The sequence below is a fragment of the Streptomyces sp. NBC_00096 genome (assembly GCF_045041305.1).
Classification (GTDB): Bacteria; Actinomycetota; Actinomycetes; order Streptomycetales; family Streptomycetaceae; genus Streptomyces.
The window spans coordinates 1,903,366-1,923,036 of the sequence record NZ_CP108221.1; the positions used below are offsets into that span (position 1 = coordinate 1,903,366).

The 19,671-nt window shown below is 71.5% G+C and carries 19 protein-coding genes; 11 read left to right on the top strand and 8 right to left on the bottom strand.

Translation table 11 applies throughout. The annotated features are described in order from the left end of the window. Positions 1–286 precede the first annotated feature (286 nt). The 3 genes from OG904_RS07895 to OG904_RS07905 form a co-directional block, all read right to left on the bottom strand. Positions 287–2,326, bottom strand: coding sequence for a galactose oxidase-like domain-containing protein (locus OG904_RS07895; protein ID WP_405488751.1), 2,040 nt, complete (start codon positions 2,324–2,326; stop codon positions 287–289). 3 nt (positions 2,327–2,329) lie between these two features. Continuing rightward, a complete protein-coding gene (locus OG904_RS07900) occupies positions 2,330–4,165 on the bottom strand; it encodes a glycosyltransferase family 2 protein (protein ID WP_405488753.1) in 1,836 nt (611 codons plus the stop codon). A gap of 170 nt (positions 4,166–4,335) precedes the next feature. Beyond that, positions 4,336–4,527: an MTH1187 family thiamine-binding protein gene (locus OG904_RS07905; protein WP_405488755.1), complete on the bottom strand. Its 192-nt coding sequence runs from the start codon at positions 4,525–4,527 to the stop codon at positions 4,336–4,338. A 78-nt stretch (positions 4,528–4,605) separates the two neighbouring features. Here OG904_RS07905 and OG904_RS07910 point away from each other — a divergent pair, with 78 nt between their 5' ends. Beyond that, positions 4,606–4,929: a ribbon-helix-helix protein, CopG family gene (locus OG904_RS07910; RefSeq protein WP_405488757.1), complete on the top strand. Its 324-nt coding sequence runs from the start codon at positions 4,606–4,608 to the stop codon at positions 4,927–4,929. Between the two features lie 11 nt (positions 4,930–4,940). Beyond that, complete coding sequence (locus OG904_RS07915) at positions 4,941–5,414, top strand: hypothetical protein (RefSeq protein WP_405488759.1); 474 nt, start codon at positions 4,941–4,943, stop codon at positions 5,412–5,414. Between the two features lie 36 nt (positions 5,415–5,450). Here OG904_RS07915 and OG904_RS07920 read toward each other — a convergent pair whose 3' ends face one another. Together OG904_RS07920 and OG904_RS07925 are read right to left on the bottom strand one after the other, a co-directional pair. Further along, positions 5,451–5,747: an MTH1187 family thiamine-binding protein gene (locus OG904_RS07920; protein ID WP_405488761.1), complete on the bottom strand. Its 297-nt coding sequence runs from the start codon at positions 5,745–5,747 to the stop codon at positions 5,451–5,453. Next, positions 5,744–6,088: a DUF3817 domain-containing protein gene (locus tag OG904_RS07925; RefSeq protein WP_328300851.1), complete on the bottom strand. Its 345-nt coding sequence runs from the start codon at positions 6,086–6,088 to the stop codon at positions 5,744–5,746. The genes OG904_RS07920 and OG904_RS07925 overlap by 4 nt, the downstream gene beginning before the upstream one ends. A 149-nt stretch (positions 6,089–6,237) precedes the next feature. Here OG904_RS07925 and OG904_RS07930 point away from each other — a divergent pair, with 149 nt between their 5' ends. The 5 genes from OG904_RS07930 (at position 6,238) to OG904_RS07950 (ending at position 9,597) form a co-directional block, all read left to right on the top strand. After that, positions 6,238–6,876 (top strand): AIM24 family protein, encoded by a 639-nt coding sequence (locus OG904_RS07930; protein ID WP_405488763.1) that lies wholly within the window; start codon positions 6,238–6,240, stop codon positions 6,874–6,876. Next, a complete protein-coding gene (locus tag OG904_RS07935) occupies positions 6,876–7,526 on the top strand; it encodes an AIM24 family protein (protein ID WP_405488765.1) in 651 nt (216 codons plus the stop codon). Before OG904_RS07930 ends, OG904_RS07935 begins: the two co-directional genes overlap by 1 nt. Positions 7,527–7,537: 11 nt before the next feature. Beyond that, positions 7,538–8,341, top strand: coding sequence for an AIM24 family protein (locus OG904_RS07940; protein WP_405497853.1), 804 nt, complete (start codon positions 7,538–7,540; stop codon positions 8,339–8,341). A 72-nt stretch (positions 8,342–8,413) separates the two neighbouring features. Continuing rightward, positions 8,414–8,890 carry a MarR family winged helix-turn-helix transcriptional regulator gene (locus OG904_RS07945; protein ID WP_405497855.1) on the top strand — a complete coding sequence of 159 codons (477 nt, stop codon included), beginning with the start codon at positions 8,414–8,416 and terminating at the stop codon, positions 8,888–8,890. Between the two features lie 125 nt (positions 8,891–9,015). Next, positions 9,016–9,597 (top strand): PepSY domain-containing protein, encoded by a 582-nt coding sequence (locus OG904_RS07950; RefSeq protein WP_405488767.1) that lies wholly within the window; start codon positions 9,016–9,018, stop codon positions 9,595–9,597. Positions 9,598–9,706: 109 nt separating this feature from the next. On the opposite strand, the gene OG904_RS07955 is transcribed toward OG904_RS07950, so the two are convergent. The 3 genes from OG904_RS07955 to OG904_RS07965 all read right to left on the bottom strand — a co-directional run bounded on the left by OG904_RS07955 (position 9,707) and on the right by OG904_RS07965 (position 12,067). Beyond that, entirely contained in the window at positions 9,707–9,781 is a 75-nt protein-coding gene (locus tag OG904_RS07955; RefSeq protein ID WP_383947182.1) for a 50S ribosomal protein bL37, read from the bottom strand. 40 nt (positions 9,782–9,821) lie between these two features. Beyond that, positions 9,822–10,808 (bottom strand): methylmalonyl Co-A mutase-associated GTPase MeaB, encoded by a 987-nt coding sequence (meaB, locus tag OG904_RS07960; RefSeq protein WP_405488769.1) that lies wholly within the window; start codon positions 10,806–10,808, stop codon positions 9,822–9,824. 62 nt (positions 10,809–10,870) lie between these two features. Next, entirely contained in the window at positions 10,871–12,067 is a 1,197-nt protein-coding gene (locus tag OG904_RS07965; protein WP_405488771.1) for an acetyl-CoA C-acetyltransferase, read from the bottom strand. Positions 12,068–12,204: 137 nt separating this feature from the next. On the opposite strand from OG904_RS07965, the gene mce reads away from it, so the two are divergent. From mce to OG904_RS07985, 4 genes are all read left to right on the top strand, one after another. Then, complete coding sequence (gene mce / locus OG904_RS07970) at positions 12,205–12,633, top strand: methylmalonyl-CoA epimerase (RefSeq protein WP_405488773.1); 429 nt, start codon at positions 12,205–12,207, stop codon at positions 12,631–12,633. A gap of 179 nt (positions 12,634–12,812) precedes the next feature. Further along, on the top strand, positions 12,813–17,402 hold the full coding sequence (gene scy, locus OG904_RS07975; protein WP_405488775.1) for a polarized growth protein Scy: 4,590 nt from the start codon (positions 12,813–12,815) through the stop codon (positions 17,400–17,402). A gap of 202 nt (positions 17,403–17,604) precedes the next feature. Continuing rightward, entirely contained in the window at positions 17,605–18,543 is a 939-nt protein-coding gene (locus OG904_RS07980) for a cellulose-binding protein (protein WP_328300842.1), read from the top strand. A 103-nt stretch (positions 18,544–18,646) separates the two neighbouring features. Continuing rightward, positions 18,647–19,669 (top strand): ABC transporter ATP-binding protein, encoded by a 1,023-nt coding sequence (locus OG904_RS07985; RefSeq protein WP_405488778.1) that lies wholly within the window; start codon positions 18,647–18,649, stop codon positions 19,667–19,669. Positions 19,670–19,671 lie beyond the last annotated feature (2 nt).

The following is a 19,671-nucleotide window of genomic DNA, read 5'->3' on the forward strand; positions in this document are numbered from 1 at the left end:
AGGTAGCTCCACCGGTCCTTGCGGCGACGGCCCGTCACCCGCATCCGCTCCCCGCCGTCGCCCCACATCGGAGGGGTCGCCCAGACCAGCGCGCCGGGCGAGCAGTGCCGCGGTCCGTCGCGGATCTCCAGGCCGCCGTCGCCATGGGCCGTCTCCCGCGCGACGTTGGCCACCAGGCACCAGCCCATCGGCTCCTCCCCGTCAGCCGGTGCTTCAGCCGGTGCTTCAGCCGGTGCTTCACCGGCCAGGCCGGTCCGTCCAGCCAGACCGGCTGCCCGGGGACGGCCTAGTCCAGCCAGCCGTCTCCGTGTTCCTGCGGAGCGACCGGAGCCACGGCCGGAGGAACGGCCGGAGGAACAGTCGGCCGGTCCGGCCGCACCCGGAGCCACTTCGCCACCGACGGGGTTCCGTCCGCGTCCGTCACGAAGAGCATGTACCAGCCGGGCGGCACCAGCGTCGGGTCCGCCGGCACGGTGACCGTCACCGTGCCGGCGGTCTTCTCCAGGCCCAGCTCGACCGACCGCTGTTCCACGTCGGTGGTGTGCGTGACCGCGCTCGGCCGCATCAGCCGGGCCCGCTGGATCCGCTCCGCCCGCGGCGCCCGGAAGGTGGCCCGGGCGCCGGGCGCGAGCTCCGCCGGGCCCTCCCCCAGGACCGGCCGCCGCGCCGCGTCCCGGTACAGGTAGGGCGGGCTGTACACCTCCAGCCGGTGCTCGAACTTCCCCAGCCTGGTGTTGTCCTTGTCGGCGAAGAGCGGGTCGGAGCCGAAGGTCGCCACCCGCCCGTCGGGCAGCAGCAGCGCCTCGGAGTGGTAGTTGCGCCCCACCGTCGGGGAGGCGGCGGCCACGAAGATGTCGGTGCGCGGGTAGTAGAACTGCGCCTTGCGGATGTCGCTGGCGCCCCGGCCCCGGTAGTCGGCCGAGCCGCCCGTGGTGAAGACGGAGTCGTCGGGCAGCAGCACGCTGCTGAGGTAGCGCACGCCCTGCGGCAGCCGGGCCGTCGGGCGGAAGACCGGCTCGGCCTCCTTGAGGTCCACGACCGCCGTCCGGGCGGTGGACAGCCGGGACTCGCCGACCCCGCCGCCGCCGAGCACCATCACCTTCTGGTCCTGGGCCGGGGGGAGCAGGACCGAGGAGGAGGTCTCCAGCCGGTCCGGGTCGGCCAGTCCGCCGACCTTGCGGAACCGGTTGGTCGCCAGGTCCCACACCCCCGGCTCGCGCCCCTTGTCCTTGGGGCCGTAGCCCGCGTTGGAGCCGGTGTAGAGCAGCTTCCCGCCCTGGGCGAGGAAGAGGGAGGGGTAGGTCGGGAAGTAGCGGAAGGGCCCCTCGGACCACTTCTTCGTCCGCGGGTCGTAGTACTCGTTGTCGCCGGGCACGACGTCGCCCACGTCGTTGAGCCCGGACACGGCGAGGACCCGCCCGTCCTGGAGCCCCACCAGGGTCGGGTACCAGCGGGCGTCCCTCATCGGGTCGACCGGGACGTACTTCTCCGCCACCGGGTCGAACTCGTAGGCCGACTTGATGCCCTGGAAGTCCTGCTTGTCGGCACTGAGCCGCTCCGCGAGCCCGTAGACGTCGTGGGCGTCCCTGCCGGTGAGCCCGGCCACCGCGTACTGCGCGGCCTGGGTCGTCAGCCCCCCGGCGCCCTCCCGGACCGCCTCGACGAAGACCCGCGCCTCCGCCGCGACCACCACGGTCTTCCACGGCATCATCCGCCCGCCCTGCCCGTACGGGATCTCGAACCGGCGGGTGGCCTTCGGCACGGTGACGTCGAACTTCGACACGTACTCGACCCCGGAGGGGGAGCGGAAGACGGTGCCCTTCGCCAGCCTGACCTCCTTGTCGGGGCTCTCGTTCTTGACCCGCATGCCGCCACCCGCGCGGGTGACCTTCCCGCCGAGCACCTCGTAGCGCGCGGTCCCGCCGGCCACCAGCAGCTGTCCGTCGGGCAGCTGGCTGTGGCCCGAGCAGAAGAAGTCCTCCGGGGTCGGGATCTTCCTGAAGGTGTCGTCCTTCGGGTCCCACAGGACGGTGGAGAAGGTGCCCTTGTCGAAGTTGCGCTGGTTGTTGCCGGAGCCGGCGATCAGCAGCACCTTGCCGGTGTGCAGCAGCGCCGCGTGCATGGCGTTGATCCGGTACTCGGCGGGCAGGTCGATCAGCCCCCACGAGCCGTACTGGATGCGGTAGCTGTACCGGCCGATCTTGTACGAGTGGTACGTGTCCCCGGCGAAGGAGAGCGCGGCGGGCGCGTTGAGCGCGAGCAGCAGGGCGGCGGCCCCGGCTCCCAGGGCGGTCTTCTTGAACTGCTTCGAAGGGCGGTACGCCATGGCTCAGTTCCCTCCCGTGGTCGTCGCGAACGCGGGCTCCGGCTCCTCCCCCGGCCCAGGTCCGCCACCCGGCCCAGGTCCACCACCCGGCCCGGCTCCACCACCCGGCCCGCCCTCCCCGCCGGGCACGGTCGCCCGCACCCGGCCGCGGCGCCCGCACCGGCTCCGCAGCGCCGTCACCCCCCACACGGCCACCGGCGCGAGGGCGACGGCCAGCGCCAGCACCGCCCACAGGCGCATGGCCGCGTGGGTGTGGCCGTAGCGCACGGAGGCGGCGAGGGAGACGAGCAGGACGGCGGCCCACAGGAGGTGGATCCGGAAGGTCGCGGGCCGGTCGGGGCTGGCGACGCCGCCCTTGGGGGTGACGACGAACCGGCCCCGCGTGCGCAGCACCGCCGAGCCGAGCGACTTGAGGTAGACCGGCGCGCAGATCGCGGACATGGCCATGCCGGCGAGCCCGCCGGAGCCGGCGGGCTCGTGCGGGGAGACGTTGTGACGGCGGTTCCACAGGTACAGGCCGACCTGGAGGGCGGCCGCGTCGGTCCAGAGCATCAGCCAGACCTCGGAGGAGACCTGGGTTCCCGAGGCGCCGAACCACAGGAACAGGACGCAGCTGAGGACCCCGAGCAGCCAGTTGACGGCCGTCATGGGGTAGTAGACGAGCATCAGCGTGTAGTTGAGCCAGCGGCCCGGGGGCATCCGGAAGCAGCCGCGCCAGTACTGCCGCAGGAGGGTCTCGTACGTCCCCCTCGACCAGCGCAGCTGCTGCGTGAAGAAGTCGGTCCAGGTGCTCGGCCCCTCCCCCACCGCGAGCACGTCGGGGGTGTAGACGGAGCGCCAGAACCGCCCGGTGGCGGGGTTGCGGCGGCGGTGCAGTTCGAAGCCGGTGGCCATGTCCTCGGTGACGGAGTCGCAGAGCCCGCCGACCTGCACGAGGGCGCTGATCCGCACCGCGTTGTTGGTGCCGACGAACATGGGGGCGCCGTAGCGGTTTCCCGCGCGCTGGATCAGTGCGTGGAAGAGGTACTGCTGGGACTCGGCGGCCTTGGTGACCGCGGTGGTGTAGTTCCCGTAGACCTGCGGGCCGACGACGAAGGCGGTGTCGGGGTCGCGGAAGAAGCCGAGCATCCGCTCCAGGTACTGCGGCAGCGGTACGTGATCGGTGTCGACGGAGGCGAAGTAGTCGTAGTCCCCGCCGTGCCGGGCCAGCCAGGAATTGTAGTTGCCGTGCTTGGTGCGTGCCCGGTGGGCACCCGCGGCGGTGTTCCACTCGGCGACGCCCTTGCGGGTGAAGTGGTGCACGCCGAGCTCCGCGCACAGCGCCCTGGCCCCCGGGTCGTCGCCCTCGTCGAGGAGCCAGACGTCGAGCGGCCCGTCGTGGCGCACGCGCACCGCCCCGCGCAGGGTGGCGGCCGCCATGGCGAGGGGCTCCTTGCCGGGCACGTAGGTGGTGAGGAAGGCGACGCGGGTCCCGGGTTCGGCGGTGACCGGCACGGGGTCCCGGGCGGCCATCGTGGCGTGGGCGATCGACACCACGTTGACCAGCATGAAGAGCATGATCAGGGCGATGGAGCCGAGCATGACGGCATCGCACCGCACCAGCCAGCGCTCGCCGCCCTCCCGGACCGTCCAGTGCGTGGGCCAGACGAGGTAGAGGAGCAGCCCGGCGGCGGCGAGGGGGGCCAGGGTCATGAGCGCGAGGGCCCGTATTCGGGTCCGCAGGTCCTCGCCCGCGAGCAGGGAACGGTACGTCACCCGGTAGGCGGCGGCAGGATCGGGCTCCTCGAGGGGACCGGCGAGCCGGCTGTGGGTCTCGTAGTCGAAGGATTCCTGCCGCACGGTTCCTCCAGGGATCGAAACCGAGGTGGATACCCCAACGAAAGGGGAGATACCTGGGCATGTCGAACTGGATTCGGCCGAGCGGGCGGTTCCGCTTCGTGTCCTCGCGCGGGGGCCGTACGGGTGTCCGCACGGGATCAGCCCTGGGCGGGACGGGTGTCCGCGCGGGATCAGCCCTGGGCGGGGTGGCGTTCCACCGTCTCCACCTTGGAGGTGATGCCGTCCTTGACCCCGGGACGGATGTCGGCCTTGAGGATGAAGGAGACCCGGGGTGCACGCGCCTCCACGGCCTGCACCGCGCGCTTCACCACGTCCATCACCTCGTCCCACTCTCCCGAAAGCGCGCACCCCTGAGCGCGCACCCTGGCCCCTGTTTCCGCCCGGACACCACGGGGTGAGCCGGGCTTGGCGGAGCGTAATACGCGTCATACACTTTGACTGTGGCCAAGACCAGGATCAGTATCAGCCTTGAGCAGGACCAGGCCGAGCGCATCAGGCGGCATGCCGAGCGAGCCGGCTTGGACGTCTCCGCCTACCTCGTACACGCCGCGACGCGGCAGATGGCGGAGACCGAAACCATTGAGGCGCAGTTCGCGGACGTGGACGCCTTGATCGCTGCGGCTGAAGCCGAGGCTGCGGGCGCGCCGCAGGACGACACGGCCCTCGGGGCACTGACGGAGCAGGAGCGGCGGGAGGTCGAGGCGGCCCTCGATCTCGTCTACGGGGCAGATCGGCCCGGTGCGCGTTCCGGAAAAGCCGCGTGAGCGCGGGGAGGGTGCCCGTCTACGACACCGGGATGCTCATCGCTCTCGCCGATCGCAAGGCCAAAGCGGTTCACCTGCACGAAGCCCTGAAGGAGACCCCGCACCGGGCCCTTGTCCTCGGGCCGGTGCTGGCTCAAGTGTGGCGCCCCAACCCGGCGCTGGTACATGCGCTGGCCACGACGCTCAAGGACTGTTCCGTGCCACAGGCAAGAACTTCGGCCCCGCCGATGCGCGAGACGAAGGCAGGCCGTCCGGAGTGCATCTCCTGCGCGATGGGCTTCGACCTGACGGACTGGCGCAGAATCGGTACCGCCCTCGGGGAGGCCGAACTGCCTCCGAAGAAGCGGCCGGACGCCGTTGACGCCTGCGTGGCCCTGGCCGCCGCCAAGCACGGCAGCGCGGTGATCTTCACCAGTGATCCGGAGGACATCACCGCGTATCTGTCAGTGCTTCGGCCGCCCGATGTGCACGTCCATTCCGTGTGACACGTCCGCGCCGTGCGAGCGGGCAGCGGGCGGGGCTCAGCCCCCGGCGAGGTGGCGTTCCACCGTCTCCACCTTGGAGGTGATGCCGTCCTTGACCCCGGGACGGATATCGGCCTTGAGGATGAAGGAGACCCGCGGTGCACGCGCCTCCACGGCCTGCACCGCGCGCTTCACCACGTCCATCACCTCGTCCCACTCCCCCTCGATGGTGGTGAACATGGCGTCCGTGCGGTTGGGCAGGCCGGATTCCCGGACGACGCGGACGGCGTCGGCGACGTACTCGCCGACCTCTTCGCCCACGCCCAGCGGGGTCACCGAGAAGGCGATCATCATGCGCGGGCCGCCTCACGGGCGCGGGCGGCGAGCACGCCGGCCGACTCCTCGCGCTTGAGGACGCGGTCGCCGTAGAGCCCGCCGAAGGGGACCAGGGCCAGCAGGAAGAACAGGGCGACCTTCTTCAGGGGCCACTTGGCCTTGTTCCAGACATCCAGCAGGAACACCGCGTAGATGACGAACAGGATCCCGTGGAGGATGCCGAGCGGCATCATCAGGTAGTCGATGTCCGAGATCCGGCTCAGCACCGAGCCGAAGATCAGCAGCGCCGGGAACGACAGTGCCTCCGGTACGGAGATGAGGCGCAGCCGGTGCAGGGCGGAAGCGGTCTTGATGTCCACGTGGAACCTTCGGGGTGGATGCCGGGGGTCCGTCCCAGTGTCTCAGCCGCCCCGGAAGATCTTGGCGCGGGGCCCGGTCGCGGCCGATCGGAGCCGATATCGGCCAACGGGCCCTGTTCGGTCCCGCCCTCTGCCGATAACGTCTTCCCGTGGCTCAGTTCCGACTCCAAGGCAGCAAGGTGCTCGCCGTCGACCTGACCGGTGACGCCGTGAAAGCGAAGAACGGCGCCATGGTCGCGTACGACGGCCAGATGGCCTTCAAAAAGATGACCGGCGGTGGCGAAGGCCTCCGCGGAATGGTGACCCGGCGGCTCACCGGCGAACAGATGACCGTGATGGAAGTGCAGGGTCACGGCACCTGCTTCTTCGCCGACCGGGCGAGTGAGATCAATCTGGTCAATCTGCGCGGCGAGAAGCTTTACGTAGAGTCCAGCAACCTGCTGTGCACCGATGCCGGCCTACGCACCGGCACCACCTTCACCGGCCTGCGCGGCGGGGTGACGGGCAACGGCCTGTTCACCACGACCGTCGAGGGCAACGGGCAGGCGGCGATCATGTCCGACGGCCCGGCGGTGGTGCTGCGCGTCAGCGCCCAGTACCCGCTCTCCGTCGACCCGGGGGCGTACATCGCGCACACCGGCAACCTCCAGCAGTCCTTCCAGTCCGGTGTGACCTTCCGCACGCTGATCGGCGAGGGCTCCGGCGAGGCGTTCCAGATCCGCTTCGAGGGCGAGGGCCTGGTGTACGTACAGCCGAGCGAGCGCAACACCATCGGGGGCGACATCTGATGCCGTTCCGCGAGATCAATTCCAAGATGGTCGAGGCCCAGGTCGTACCGGGGCAGAAGATGTACAGCCAGCGCGGCGCGATGCTCGCGTACCGCGGCGAGGTCTCCTTCACCCCGAGCCTGACCGGCGGCCAGGGCGGGGTGATGGGCATGATCGGCCGCCGCGTGGCGAACGAGCAGACCCCGCTGATGGAGGTCGAGGGCAGCGGCACCGTGATGTTCGGCCACGGTGGCCACCACATCCAGGTGATCAACCTGACCGGGGAGACCCTGTACGTGGAGGCGGACCGGCTGCTCGCCTTCGACGGCACCCTGCAGCAGGGGACGATGTTCATGGGCTCGCAGGGCGGGGTCATGGGCATGGTGCGCGGCCAGGTGAGCGGCCAGGGCCTGTTCACCACCACCCTCAAGGGTCACGGCTCGGTGGCCGTGATGGCCCACGGCGGGGTCATCGAACTGCCGATCACCCCGCAGCGGCCCGTCCACGTGGACCCGCAGGCCTACGTCGCCCACCACGGCGAGGTCCGCAACAAGCTGTCCACGGCGCTGGGCTGGCGCGACATGGTCGGGCGCGGCTCGGGCGAGGCCTTCCAGCTGGAGCTGTCCGGGCAGGGCGCGGTGTACGTACAGGCCTCGGAGGAGAAGCTGTGAACTTTGGTCCTGTGACCGGTGGACCGGGAGGGCCGACGGTCTTCGACCCGTACACCCTGCCGTCCGACGACAACGTCAACGCCTACACCTTCTGCGTGGAGCTCAAAGGGAGCCAGTGGTTCCTGCAGAAGGGCAAGATGATCGCCTACTACGGGCGGATCGATTTCAACGGCATCGGCCACGGCCGCTTCGACCGACTGCTGCGCACCAGCTTCCACTCGCCGCTGCACGCGAGCGACTGGGTGGTGGCCGAGGGCCAGGGCAAGATGCTGCTCGCCGACCGGGCCTTCGACGTGAACTCGTACGATCTGGACAACGGCAACCTGACCATCCGGTCGGGCAATCTGCTGGCCTACCAGCCCTCGCTCGCGCTGAAGCAGTCGATCGTCCCCGGTTTCCTCACCTTGATCGGAACCGGGAAGTTCGTGGCCGCGTCCAATGGACCGGTGGTGTTCATGGAACCGCCGCTGCGCGTGGACCCGCAGGCGCTGGTGGGGTGGGCGGACTGCCCCTCCCCCTGCCACCACTACGACCACGGATACATGTCGGGCGTGATCGGCGGCCTGCGCTCACTGACGGGCATCGGCGGTTCCTCGGGCGAGGAGCACCAGTTCGAGTTCGTGGGGGCCGGTACGGTGCTGCTCCAGTCGTCGGAGATGCTGATGGCGGAGCAGGCGATCGGGGCCGTGGGCGCCGGTGCGGCCACCGGCAACGCGCAGGGCGTCCCCGGGGCCGCGCAGGGGCCGCTCGGGCAGCTGGGCGTTCCGCGGATGCCCGGGCAGCTGGGTGATCTCCAGCGCCGCTTCGGGCTGTAGCCGCACCACCCCTCCCACCCGGGATTTTTGTACGCAATTCAACTTCTTAGGTAGAGTTCTTTCATGGAGACCATCGAGACCGAGACGGCCACCCCCTGGCTGAACGACGCCGAGCAGTGTGCCTGGCGCACCCACCTGGACGTCAGCAGACTGCTGATGCACCAGCTGGAAAAGGATCTCCAGCCCTTCGGGCTCACCAACAACGACTACGAGATCCTCGTGAACCTCTCCGAATCCGATGAACACCGGATGCGGATGAGCGATCTCGCGACGTCGACCCTCCAGTCCAAGAGCCGGCTCTCGCACCAGATCACCCGCATGGAATCGGCGGGCCTGGTCCGCCGCATGAACTGCGAGTCCGACCGCCGCGGGCTCTACGCCGTGCTCACCCCCGAGGGCATGGAGACGATGCGCAAGGTCGCCCCGCACCACGTGGCGTCCGTCCGCCGGCACTTCATCGACCTGCTCCCGCCGGACGCGCTCGCAGCTCTACGCGCGTCCCTCAGCCCGGTTGCCGAGCACCTGCGCGCGGGGCGCGGCAAGGCCTGAGCCCCGGACCCGGGAGTCCCGGGCGGCGCTCCTCGGCCCGAGGCCGGAGAATGGGCGGTAACGCTCGCTCGCCGGCCGCCGCCGAGCAACCGTAAGCGCCATGGCCGGCCTGAGGAGGTCAAGCCATGAAGCGCACCCTGTACGTCTCGTCGGCCGCGGCCGCCGCGGTCCTGCTCGTCGCGGGACCGGTGGCGGCCGCCGCCGCGTCCACCGCCGCGGCGGCCACCGGCTCCGCGCCGGTCTCCGCGCCCCTGCGCGCGTCGGTCGACGCCGACGGGGCCGCCACCGCGGCCCTCAAGGACCACCCCGGAGTCATCAAGTCCATCGGCAAGGACGGGCCGATCTGGCACGTGAACGTGATCGGCAAGGACGGCAGCACCACGGAGGTGCGCGTCAACGTGGTCAGCGGAAAGGCAGCCGTCATGGACGACGGCCAGAACGACGACCAGAACGACGAGGGCAACGAGTACGCCGCCCTGATCGCCGCGAAGGTCACCGCCCAGCAGGCCATGAAGGCCGCCCTCGCGGGCCGTCAGGGCAGCCAGGTCTATTCGGTGGAGTGGGACGACGACGACAACGCCAAGAACGTCGCCTACTGGAACGTGGAGATCAAGTCCAACGGCAGGACGACGAACGTCCACGTCGACCCCACGTCCGGCAAGGCCACCGTCTCCCACGACAACGACAAGAACGACGACAACGGATAGGTCCCGGTACCCGGGCGAACAGGTCCCGGCATGAGGGCCAGGTCCCCGCATACGGAAGCCGCACCCCGATGACGGGGTGCGGCTTCCGTATGCGGTCAATTCCCCACGGTCAGGAGTTGGGGCGCTTGCCGTGGTTGGCCTTCTTCTTCTTGCGGGCTCGCTTCTTGTTGCCGCGCTTCGCCATGAAACCTCCCTGCGTTGGGGCATTCCGGGCGTTCGCCAGTCTATGACCGGCCCGCGGGCTCCGCATCCGGTTCCGTCAGAGTCGCCAGCAGCGCGTCCGAGGCGGCGTAGGGGTCCAGCTCGCCCCCGGCCACCCGGGCGGCCAGCGCCTCCAGCCGGGTGTCGCCGTGCAGGTCGGCCAGGCGGGCCCGCAGCGCGGTGATCGCGATCGTCTCTACCTCGCGGGCGGCCCGGGCCGTACGGCGCTGCGCCAGCACCCCGCGCTCGTCCATCCACGCCCGGTGCTTCTCCAGTGCCTCGACCAGCTCGTCGATGCCCGTGCCCCGGGCCGCGACCGTCTTCACGATCGGCGGCCGCCAGTCGCCCTTGCCGCGGGACTCCCCGAGGCTCAGCATGTGGTTCAGCTCCCGGGCCGTGGCGTCCGCGCCGTCCCGGTCGGCCTTGTTCACCACGTAGACGTCGCCGATCTCCAGGATGCCCGCCTTCGCGGCCTGGATCCCGTCCCCCATGCCGGGAGCCAGCAGCACCACCGAGGTGTCGGCCTGCGCGGCGATCTCCACCTCCGACTGCCCGACCCCGACCGTCTCGACCAGGATCACCTCGCAGCCGGCCGCGTCCAGCACCCGGATCGCCTGCGGCGCGGCCCAGGCGAGACCGCCCAGGTGGCCGCGGGTGGCCATGGAGCGGATGTAGACCCCCGGGTCGGAGGCGTGGTCCGACATCCGCACCCGGTCGCCGAGCAGCGCGCCCCCGCTGAACGGCGAGGACGGGTCGACGGCCAGCACGCCGACCCGCTTGCCGGCCTGCCGGTACGCGGAGACCAGCGCCGAGGTGGTCGTGGACTTGCCGACCCCCGGGGAGCCCGTGAGGCCCACCACGTACGCGTTGCCCGTGAGCGGCGCCAGCGCCGCCATCACCTCGCGCAGCTGCGGGGACGCCCCCTCGACCAGCGAGATCAGCCGGGCGACCGCTCGCGGCCTGCCCTCACGGGCCTGTGCCACCAGCTGGGGGACGTCCACCGCCGTCATACGTGTGCGCTCCTCGGTTCTCGTACGGGTCGTGCTCTGGGCGGCCGGCTGCGGGCGGCCCGCTACGGCACGCGGACGATCAGGGCGTCGCCCTGCCCGCCGCCACCGCACAGGGCGGCCGCGCCGACGCCGCCGCCGCGGCGCTTGAGCTCCAGCGCCAGGTGCAGCACCACACGGGCACCGGACATGCCGATCGGGTGACCCAGGGCGATGGCGCCGCCGTTGACGTTCACCTTTTCCGGGGTCACTCCGAGGTCCTTCATCGACTGCACGGCGACCGCCGCGAAGGCCTCGTTGATCTCGATCAGGTCCAGGTCGGCGACCTCCAGGCCGTCCTTCTTCAGGGCGTGCAGGATCGCGTTGGAGGGCTGCGACTGGAGCGAGTTGTCCGGGCCGGCCACGTTGCCGTGGGCGCCGATCTCGGCGAGCCACTCCAGGCCCAGCTCCTCGGCCTTGGCCTTGCTCATCACGACCACGGCGGCCGCGCCGTCGCTGATCTGCGAGGAGGTGCCGGCGGTGATGGTGCCGTCCTTGGCGAAGGCCGGGCGCAGCTTGCCGAGGGACTCGGCGGTGGTCTCGGGACGGATGCCCTCGTCCTGCGAGAAGATCACCGGGTCGCCCTTGCGCTGCGGGATCTCGACCGGGGTGATCTCGGCCTCGAAGACGCCGTTCTTCTGCGCGGCGGCGGCCCGCTGGTGGGAGGTGGCCGCGAAGGCGTCCTGCGGGGCGCGCTCGATGCCCAGACGGGTGTTGTGCTTCTCGGTGGACTCGCCCATCGCGATGTTCTCGAAGGCGTCGGTGAGGCCGTCGTAGGCCATCGCGTCGAGCATCTCGATGGCACCGTACTTGTAGCCCTCGCGGGACTTCGGCAGCAGGTGCGGGGCGTTGGTCATGGACTCCTGGCCGCCCGCGACCACGATGTCGAACTCCCCGGCGCGGATGAGCTGGTCGGCCAGGGCGATGGCGTCGAGGCCCGACAGGCACACCTTGTTGATGGTGAGCGCGGGCACGTTCATCGGGATCCCGCCCTTGACGGCGGCCTGGCGGGCGGGAATCTGGCCCGCACCGGCCTGGAGCACCTGGCCCATGATCACGTACTGGACCTGGTCGCCGGAGATCCCGGCCCGCTCCAGCGCGGACTTGATGGCGAAGCCGCCGAGGTCGGCGCCCGAGAAGGACTTCAGCGAGCCCAGCAGCCGTCCCATGGGCGTGCGGGCCCCGGCGACGATCACTGACGTGGTGTTGTTCGTTCCGGACATGGAGCACAGCCCCTTGATGATGAGGAGTGAACGAGGGTTTACCCGAATGTACTGAGCGGTACCCGTGGCGTCACCGGCGCGCCAGTGTGATCGCGCGCACGTTGCGTAACCACCACCCGGAGCGCTGCACTGTGTCCATGCTGACAAGAATCGACCACATCGGGATCGCCTGCTTCGACCTGGACAAGACGGTTGAGTTCTACCGTGCCACCTACGGCTTCGAGGTGTTCCACTCCGAGGTCAACGAGGAGCAGGGCGTCCGCGAGGCCATGCTCAAGATCAACGAGACCTCCGACGGCGGCGCCTCCTACCTCCAGCTCCTGGAGCCCACCCGCGAGGACTCCGCGGTCGGCAAGTGGCTGGCCAAGAACGGCGAGGGCGTCCACCACATCGCCTTCGGCACCGAGGACGTCCAGGGCGACTCGGAGGCCATCCGCGGCAAGGGCGTCCGCGTCCTCTACGACCAGCCCCGCACCGGCTCGATGGACTCCTCGATCACCTTCCTGCACCCCAAGGACTGCCACGGCGTCCTGACCGAACTGGTCACGAGCAACCCCGAGCACTGATGTCCCGTTTCCCCGGCCGGTAGAGTGGCTCTGGCTCGGCCGGGGTTCGGTGCGGACGGGGGTCGGGGCCTGTGAGCCCTCCCCTGGATCTGACACCATTCCCCGGGGGCGTCGTTCAGCGGGCGGACGGTGCTCATTTGGGAATGAGCTTGCGACCAGGGGACGGATGGGACCGCGCTGTGCGGGGCTACGAAAGCCAGGAGAGCCAACAGGCCGAGGCCGACCATCTCTCGCGCTTCGAAGCCGAGATGGAGCGGCTGAAGAAGGAGCGTGGGAAGGCCGTCCAGCACGCCGATGACCTGGGGTACCAGGTCGAGGTGCTGCGCGCCAAGCTCCACGAGGTACGCCGCAATCTGGCGTCCCGCCCCGCCTACGACGGCGCGGACATGGGCTACCAGGCGGAGCAGCTGCTCCGTAATGCCCAGATCCAGGCCGACCAGATGCGTTCCGACGCCGAGCGCGAGCTGCGCGACGTACGGGCGCAGACCCAGCGCATCCTCCAGGAGCACGCCGAGCACCAGGCGCGGCTCCAGGCCGAACTGCACGCCGAGGCCGTCAACCGCCGCCAGCGCCTGGACCAGGAGCTGGCCGAGCGCCGCCAGACGGTGGAAGCCCACGTCAACGAGAACGTGGCCTGGGCCGAGCAGTTGCGCGCCCGCACCGAATCGCAGGCCCGCCGGCTCATGGACGAGTCCCGCGCCGAGGCCGACCAGACCCTCAACGTCGCGCGCGCCGAGGCCGCCCGGGTCACCTCCGAGGCCACCCGCCGGCTCGCCTCCGAGAACGAATCCGCCCGCGCCGAGGCCGAATCCACGCTGCTGCGCGCCCGCAAGGAGGCCGAGCGGCTGCTGACCGCCGCCTCCGCGCAGGCCCAGGAGGCCACCGAGCACGCGGAGCGGCTGCGCTCCAGCACCTCCGCCGAGGCCGAGCAGACCCGCCAGCAGACGATGGACCTGGGCCGGGTCGCCGAGCAGCGCGCCCAGGAGGCCGACGGGGCCCTACGGGAGGCACGCGCGGCCGCGGAGAAGCTGCTGGCGGAGGCCAAGGAGAGCGCCGCACGGCAGCTCGCCTCGGCGGAATCCGTCAACGAGCAGCGCACCCGCACCGCCAAGGAGCAGGTGGCCCGCCTGGTCGGCGAGGCCACCAAGGAAGCCGAGATCCTCAAGGGCGAGGCCGAGCAGGCGCTGGCCGATGCCCGCGCGGACGCGGACCGGCTGCGCGGCGAGGCGGGCGAGCAGGCCCGTACCGCGGCCGCCGAGGACGCCGCGGCCCAGCTGGCCAGGGCGGCCCGCACCGCCGAGGAAGTCCTGGACAAGGCCTCGGAGGACGCCCGCGCCACCACCCGGGCGGCGTCCGAGGAGGCCGAACGGATCCGCGGCGAGGCCGAGGCGGAGGCCTTGCGCCTGCAGGCCCAGGCCGCGGCCTCGGCCGACGAGCTCAAGGGCGCCGCGAAGGACGACACCGAGGAGTACCGGGCCCGTACGGTCGAGCTCCAGGAGGAGGCCCGCCGGCTGCGCGGCGAGGCCGAGCAGCTGCGCGCGGAGGCCGTCGCCGAAGGCGAGCGGATCCGCGGCGAGGCCCGCCGCGAGGCGGTCCAGCAGATCGAGGAGGCGGCCCGCACCGCCGAGGAGCTGCTGGGCAAGGCCCGCTCCGACGCCGACGAGGTGCGCACCGGGGCGAACGCCGAGAGCGAGCGCGTCCGCGGCGAAGCCGTCGAGCGGGCCACCACCCTGCGCAAGCAGGCCGAGGAGACCCTGGAGCGGACCCGCGCCGAGGCCGAGCGGCTGCGCGCGGAGGCCGAGGGGCAGGCGGAATCCGTCCGGGCCGAGGCGGACGCCGCGGCGGCCCTGCGGCGCGAGGAGACCGAGCAGGCCCTGTCCGCGAAGCGGGCGGAGGCCGACGAAGAGCTCGTCCGGCTGCACACCGACGCCGAGGGACGCCTGGCCGGCGCCGAGCAGACCCTGCGCGACGCCCGGGAGGCCGCCGAGAACATCCGCAAGGAGACCACCGAGGAGAGCGACCGGCTGCGCGCCGAGTCCGCGGAGCGCATCCGCACCCTGCAGACGCAGTCGGAGGCGGAGGCCGACCAGCTGCGCACCGACGCCGCCGAGGACGCCGGCCGGGTCCGCGCCGAGGCCGAGCAGAGCGCGGTACGGCTGACCGGCGAGGCCGAGGCCGAGGCGGAGCGGCTGCGCTCCGAGGCGCAGGAGACCGCCGACCGGCTGCGCGCGGAGGCCAAGGCCGCCGCCGAGCGGGTCGCGCAGGAGGCCGCCGAGGCGCTGGCCGCCGCCCAGGAGGAGGCCGCCCGGCGCCGCCGGGAGTCCGAGGAGACCCTGGCTTCGGCGCGCACGGACGCGGAGAGCGAGCGGGCGCAGGCCCGGGAGCAGAGCGAGGAGCTCCTCGCCCAGGCCCGCAAGCGTTCCGAGGAGGCCCAGGCAGAAGCGGTCTGGCTCACCGAGGAGGCCGAGCGGCGCGCGTCCGAGGTGGTCGCGGCGGCCGAGGCCACCGCCCAGCAGGTACGCGATTCCGTGGCCGGGCTGCACGAGCAGGCCGAGGAAGAGGTCGCGGGGCTGCGCAGCGCGGCCGAGCACGCGGCACAGCGCACGCGGACCGAGGCGGAGGAAGAGGCCGACCGGGTCCGCTCCGACGCCTACGCGGAGCGGGAGCGGGCCACCGAGGACGCCAACCGGATCCGCAGCGAGGCGCGCACCGAGACGGACGCGGCGAAGGCGCTGGCCGAGCGGACGGTCGGCGACGCGATCGCCGAGGCCGAGCAGCTGCGCAGCGACACCGCGGAGTACGCGCAGCGGGTGCGCACGGAGGCCACGGACGCGCTGGCCGCGTCCGAGCGCGACGCGGCCCGTACGAAGGCCGACGCCCGGGACGACGCGAACCGGATCCGCGGCGAGGCCGCGGAGTCCCTGGAGTCCGCGCGCGCCGAGGGCGGCCGGATCGTGGCGGAGGCCACGGCCGAGGCCGAGCGGCTCACCGGGGAGACACGCGCGGCCAACGACGTCACCGTCGGCGAGGCCGCCGCGGAGGCGGAGCGGCTCACGGCACAGGCCCTGGCGGCCGCCGAGGCGACCCGCGCCGAGGCCGCGGGCGCGCTGGACGAGGGCCGCGCCGAGGCGAACCGGCTGCGCACGGAGGCGGCGGAGCATGCGGACCGCCTGATCTCCGAGGCCACCGCGGAGGCCGACCGGCACACGGAGGAGACCCGCGCGGCCAACGCGCTGACCGTCGGCGCGGCCGAGACCGCGGCCGGGGAACTGCGGGCGGAGGCGGCCGCCGCCCTGGACGGGGCGCGGGCGGAGGCGGAGCGGCTCACGGCCCAGGCGGCCGCGACGCTGGCCGGCGCCGAGCGGGACGCGACGGGGATCCTCGTCGACGCCCGCACCGAGGGCGACCGGCTCGTCGACGAGACGCGCAAGGCCAACGAGGCGACCGTCGGGGAGGCCGCGGCGGAGGCCGACCGGCTGCGGACCGAGGCGGCGCGCACCCTGGACGACGCCCGCGCGGAGGGCGGCCGGATCATCGGCGAGGCCACCGCGGAGGCGGACCGCGTCACGGTCGCGGCGAACGAGACGCTGGCGGGCGCCGAGCGGGAGTCCGAGCAGGCCCTGGACGAGGCGCGCACCGAGGCGGGACGGATCCGTACCGATGCCGCCGAGCAGGCCGACCAGCTGATCGGCGAGGCGGTCGCGGAAGCGGACCGGCTCACCGAGCAGACCCGCAAGGACAACGAGCGCACGGTCGGTGAGGCGGCGAACGAGGCCGAGCGGCTGCGCGCGGAGGCGTCCGAGGCCCTGTCCTCGGCGCAGGAGCACGCGACCCGCACCCGGTCCGAGGCCGAGCGGGTCAAGGCGGAGGCGGCGACCGAGGCGGAGCGGATCCGCGGCGAGGCCCGCGCCGAGTCGGAGCGGATGCTGGACGAGGCCCGCGAGGAGGCCAACAAGCGCCGCAGCGAGGCCGCGACGCAGGTCGACCGGCTCATCACGGAGGCCTCCTCGGAGGCCGAGAAGCTCACCGGGGACGCGCAGAAGCAGGCCCTGGCCGCCACGACGGCGGCCGAGGAGCAGGCGGACGCGATGGTCGACGCGGCGCGCAAGGAAGCCGCGCGGATCAGTTCCGAGGCGACCGTCGAGGGCAACTCCCTGGTGGAGAAGGCCCGTACCGACGCCGACGAACTGCTGGTGGGGGCGCGCAGCGACGCGTCGGCCATAAGGGAACGGGCGGAGGAGCTGCGCGGCCGCGTCGAGGCGGAGGTCGAGGAGCTGCACGAGCGGGCCCGCCGGGAGTCGGCCGAGCAGATGAAGTCGGCCGGCGAGCGCGTGGACAAGCTGGTGCGGGCGGCGACCGAGCAGAGCGTCGAGTCCGAGGCGAAGGCCAAGGAGCTGGTGTCGGACGCGAGCAGCGAGGCGAGCAAGGTCCGTATCGCCGCGGTGCGCAAGGCGGAGGCGCTGCTCAAGGAGGCCGAGCAGAAGAAGGCCGAGCTGGTGCGGCTGGCAGAGGGCCGTCTGGCGGAAGCGACCGCGGAGGCCGAGCGGCTCGTCGATGAGGGCCGGCGCGAGCTGGCGGTCCTGGTGCGCAGGCGCGAGGACATTCAGGCGGAGATCTCCCGTGTCCAGGACGTTCTTGAGGCGTTGGAATCATTCGAGGCGCCTTCGGGTGGCGGAAAGCCCGGGGGCGGCGGCCAGGGCGCGGGGGGCGTGAAGGCCGGTGCCACAGCGGGTTCCACTCGTTCGGGTGGCAAGACGTCAGAAGGCTAGTCAGTGCGCAGGACCGTGTGCTCCTGATGGAGGTTCAGGCGAACGAGTGACAAGCATTCTGTCGCCTTGCCACTCAAAAGGGGTGTCATTGTCCAGATCAAACGCAGATTGACTCGATGACACGCCGTCCTGGCGCCTAGGATTCCCCTTAACACCTAACACCTCGCGTAGTACCTCATCGGTCTCATTCGACAGGAACCCCATGAGCGACACTTCCTCCCCCTTCGGCTTCGAGCTCGTGCGGCGTGGTTACGACCGCGGTCAGGTGGACGACCGCATCACCAAGCTGGTCTCCGACCGCGACAGCGCCCTTGGACGTATCAACTCTCTGGAAAAGCGGATCGAGGAGTTGCACCTCGAGACGCAGAACGCCCAGGCCCAGGTGAACGACGCCGAGCCGTCGTACGCCGGCCTCGGCGCCCGGGTCGAGAAGATCCTGCGCCTGGCCGAGGAGGAGGCGAAGGACCTGCGCGAGGAGGCCCGTCGCGCGGCCGAGCAGCACCGTGAGCTGGCCGAGTCGGCCGCCCAGCAGGTGCGCAACGACGCCGAGTCGTTCGCCGCCGACCGGAAGTCGACCGCCGAGGACGAGGGTGTCCGGATCGTCGAGAAGGCCAAGGGCGACGCCGCCTCGCTGCGCACCGAGGCCCAGAAGGACGCGGCCTCCAAGCGCGAGGAGGCCGACGCGCTCTTCGAGGAGACCCGTGCGAAGGCCGCCCAGGCCGCCGCGGACTTCGAGACCAACCTCGCCAAGCGCCGCGAGCAGTCCGAGCGCGACCTGGCCGGCCGTCAGGCCAAGGCCGAGAAGCGCCTCGCGGAGATCGAGCACCGCGCGGAGCAGCTGCGCCTGGAGGCCGAGAAGCTCCGTACGGACGCCGAGCGCCGCGCCCGCCAGACCGTGGAGACCGCGCAGCGCCAGGCCGAGGACATCGTGGCCGACGCCAACGCCAAGGCCGACCGGATCCGCAGCGAGTCCGAGCGCGAGCTGGCGGCGCTCACCAACCGCCGCGACTCGATCAACGCGCAGCTCACCAACGTCCGCGAGATGCTGGCGACGCTGACGGGTGCCGCGGTCGCCGCCGCCGCTTCCCCGATCGACGACGAGCCGGTCACCCGCGGCGTTCCGGCGCAGCAGAGCCGCTAGTCGCCCGCCAGCCGCCGGAAGCCAACGCTCCGCTTCAACACCGAGGGTCCTGTGTCACCTGTTAGAGGTGGCGCAGGACCCTCGGGCGTTCTAGCGTGGCTGAATGATCGAGCTCGAGGGACTCACGAAACGATTCGGCGCGAAGACCGCCGTGGACAACCTCAGCTTCCAGGTCAAACCGGGGGTGGTCACCGGCTTCCTCGGCCCCAACGGGGCCGGGAAGTCCACGACCATGCGCATGATGCTCGACCTCGACAATCCGACCAGCGGTACGGTCCGGATCGACGGGGTTCACTACCGGGACCTGCCGGAGCCACTGAAGTACATCGGGGCGCTGCTGGACGCGAAGGCGATGAACGGCGGGCGCAGCGCGTACAACAACCTGCTCTGCCTCGCCCAGTCCAACCGGATCCCGCGCAGCCGCGTGTCGGAGGTCCTGGACCTGGTCGGCCTGACCGCCGTGGCGAAGAAGAAGTCGAAAGGATTTTCGCTGGGCATGGGCCAACGGCTCGGAATCGCCTCCGCGCTGCTCGGTGACCCGGAGATCCTGATGTTCGACGAACCCGTCAACGGTCTGGACCCCGAGGGAATTCTCTGGATCCGCAATCTCATGAAGGGGCTCGCGGCAGAGGGAAGGACGATCTTCGTTTCCTCCCACCTGATGAGCGAAATGGCACTGACCGCAGAGCATTTGGTCGTCATCGGACAGGGAAAACTCCTCGCCGACCTGTCCATGGCCGATTTCATCCAGCAGAACTCCCGCAGTTACGTCCGCATGCGCTCTCCGCAGCAGGAACGGCTCAAGGACGTCCTGCACGAAGCCGGGATCGACGCGATCAGCGTCCCGGCGACCGGCACGCTGGAGATCGACGGCGTGGAGGCGGAGCGGCTCGGCGAGCTGGCCGCCCAGCACCAGATCGTGCTGCACGAACTCAGCCCGCAGCGGGCTTCACTGGAGGAAGCGTTCATGCGCATGACGGCGGACTCCGTCGAATACCACGCCCACGCACCGGGGGCCCCGGGGTTCCCGGCGGGTCCGGGCGCGGCCACCGACAATCCGGCCCGGCCGGCCGACGTCCCCGCGTGGGGCGCCGGCTTCGAGGCGACGCGCAAGGGCGGTAAGTGAGC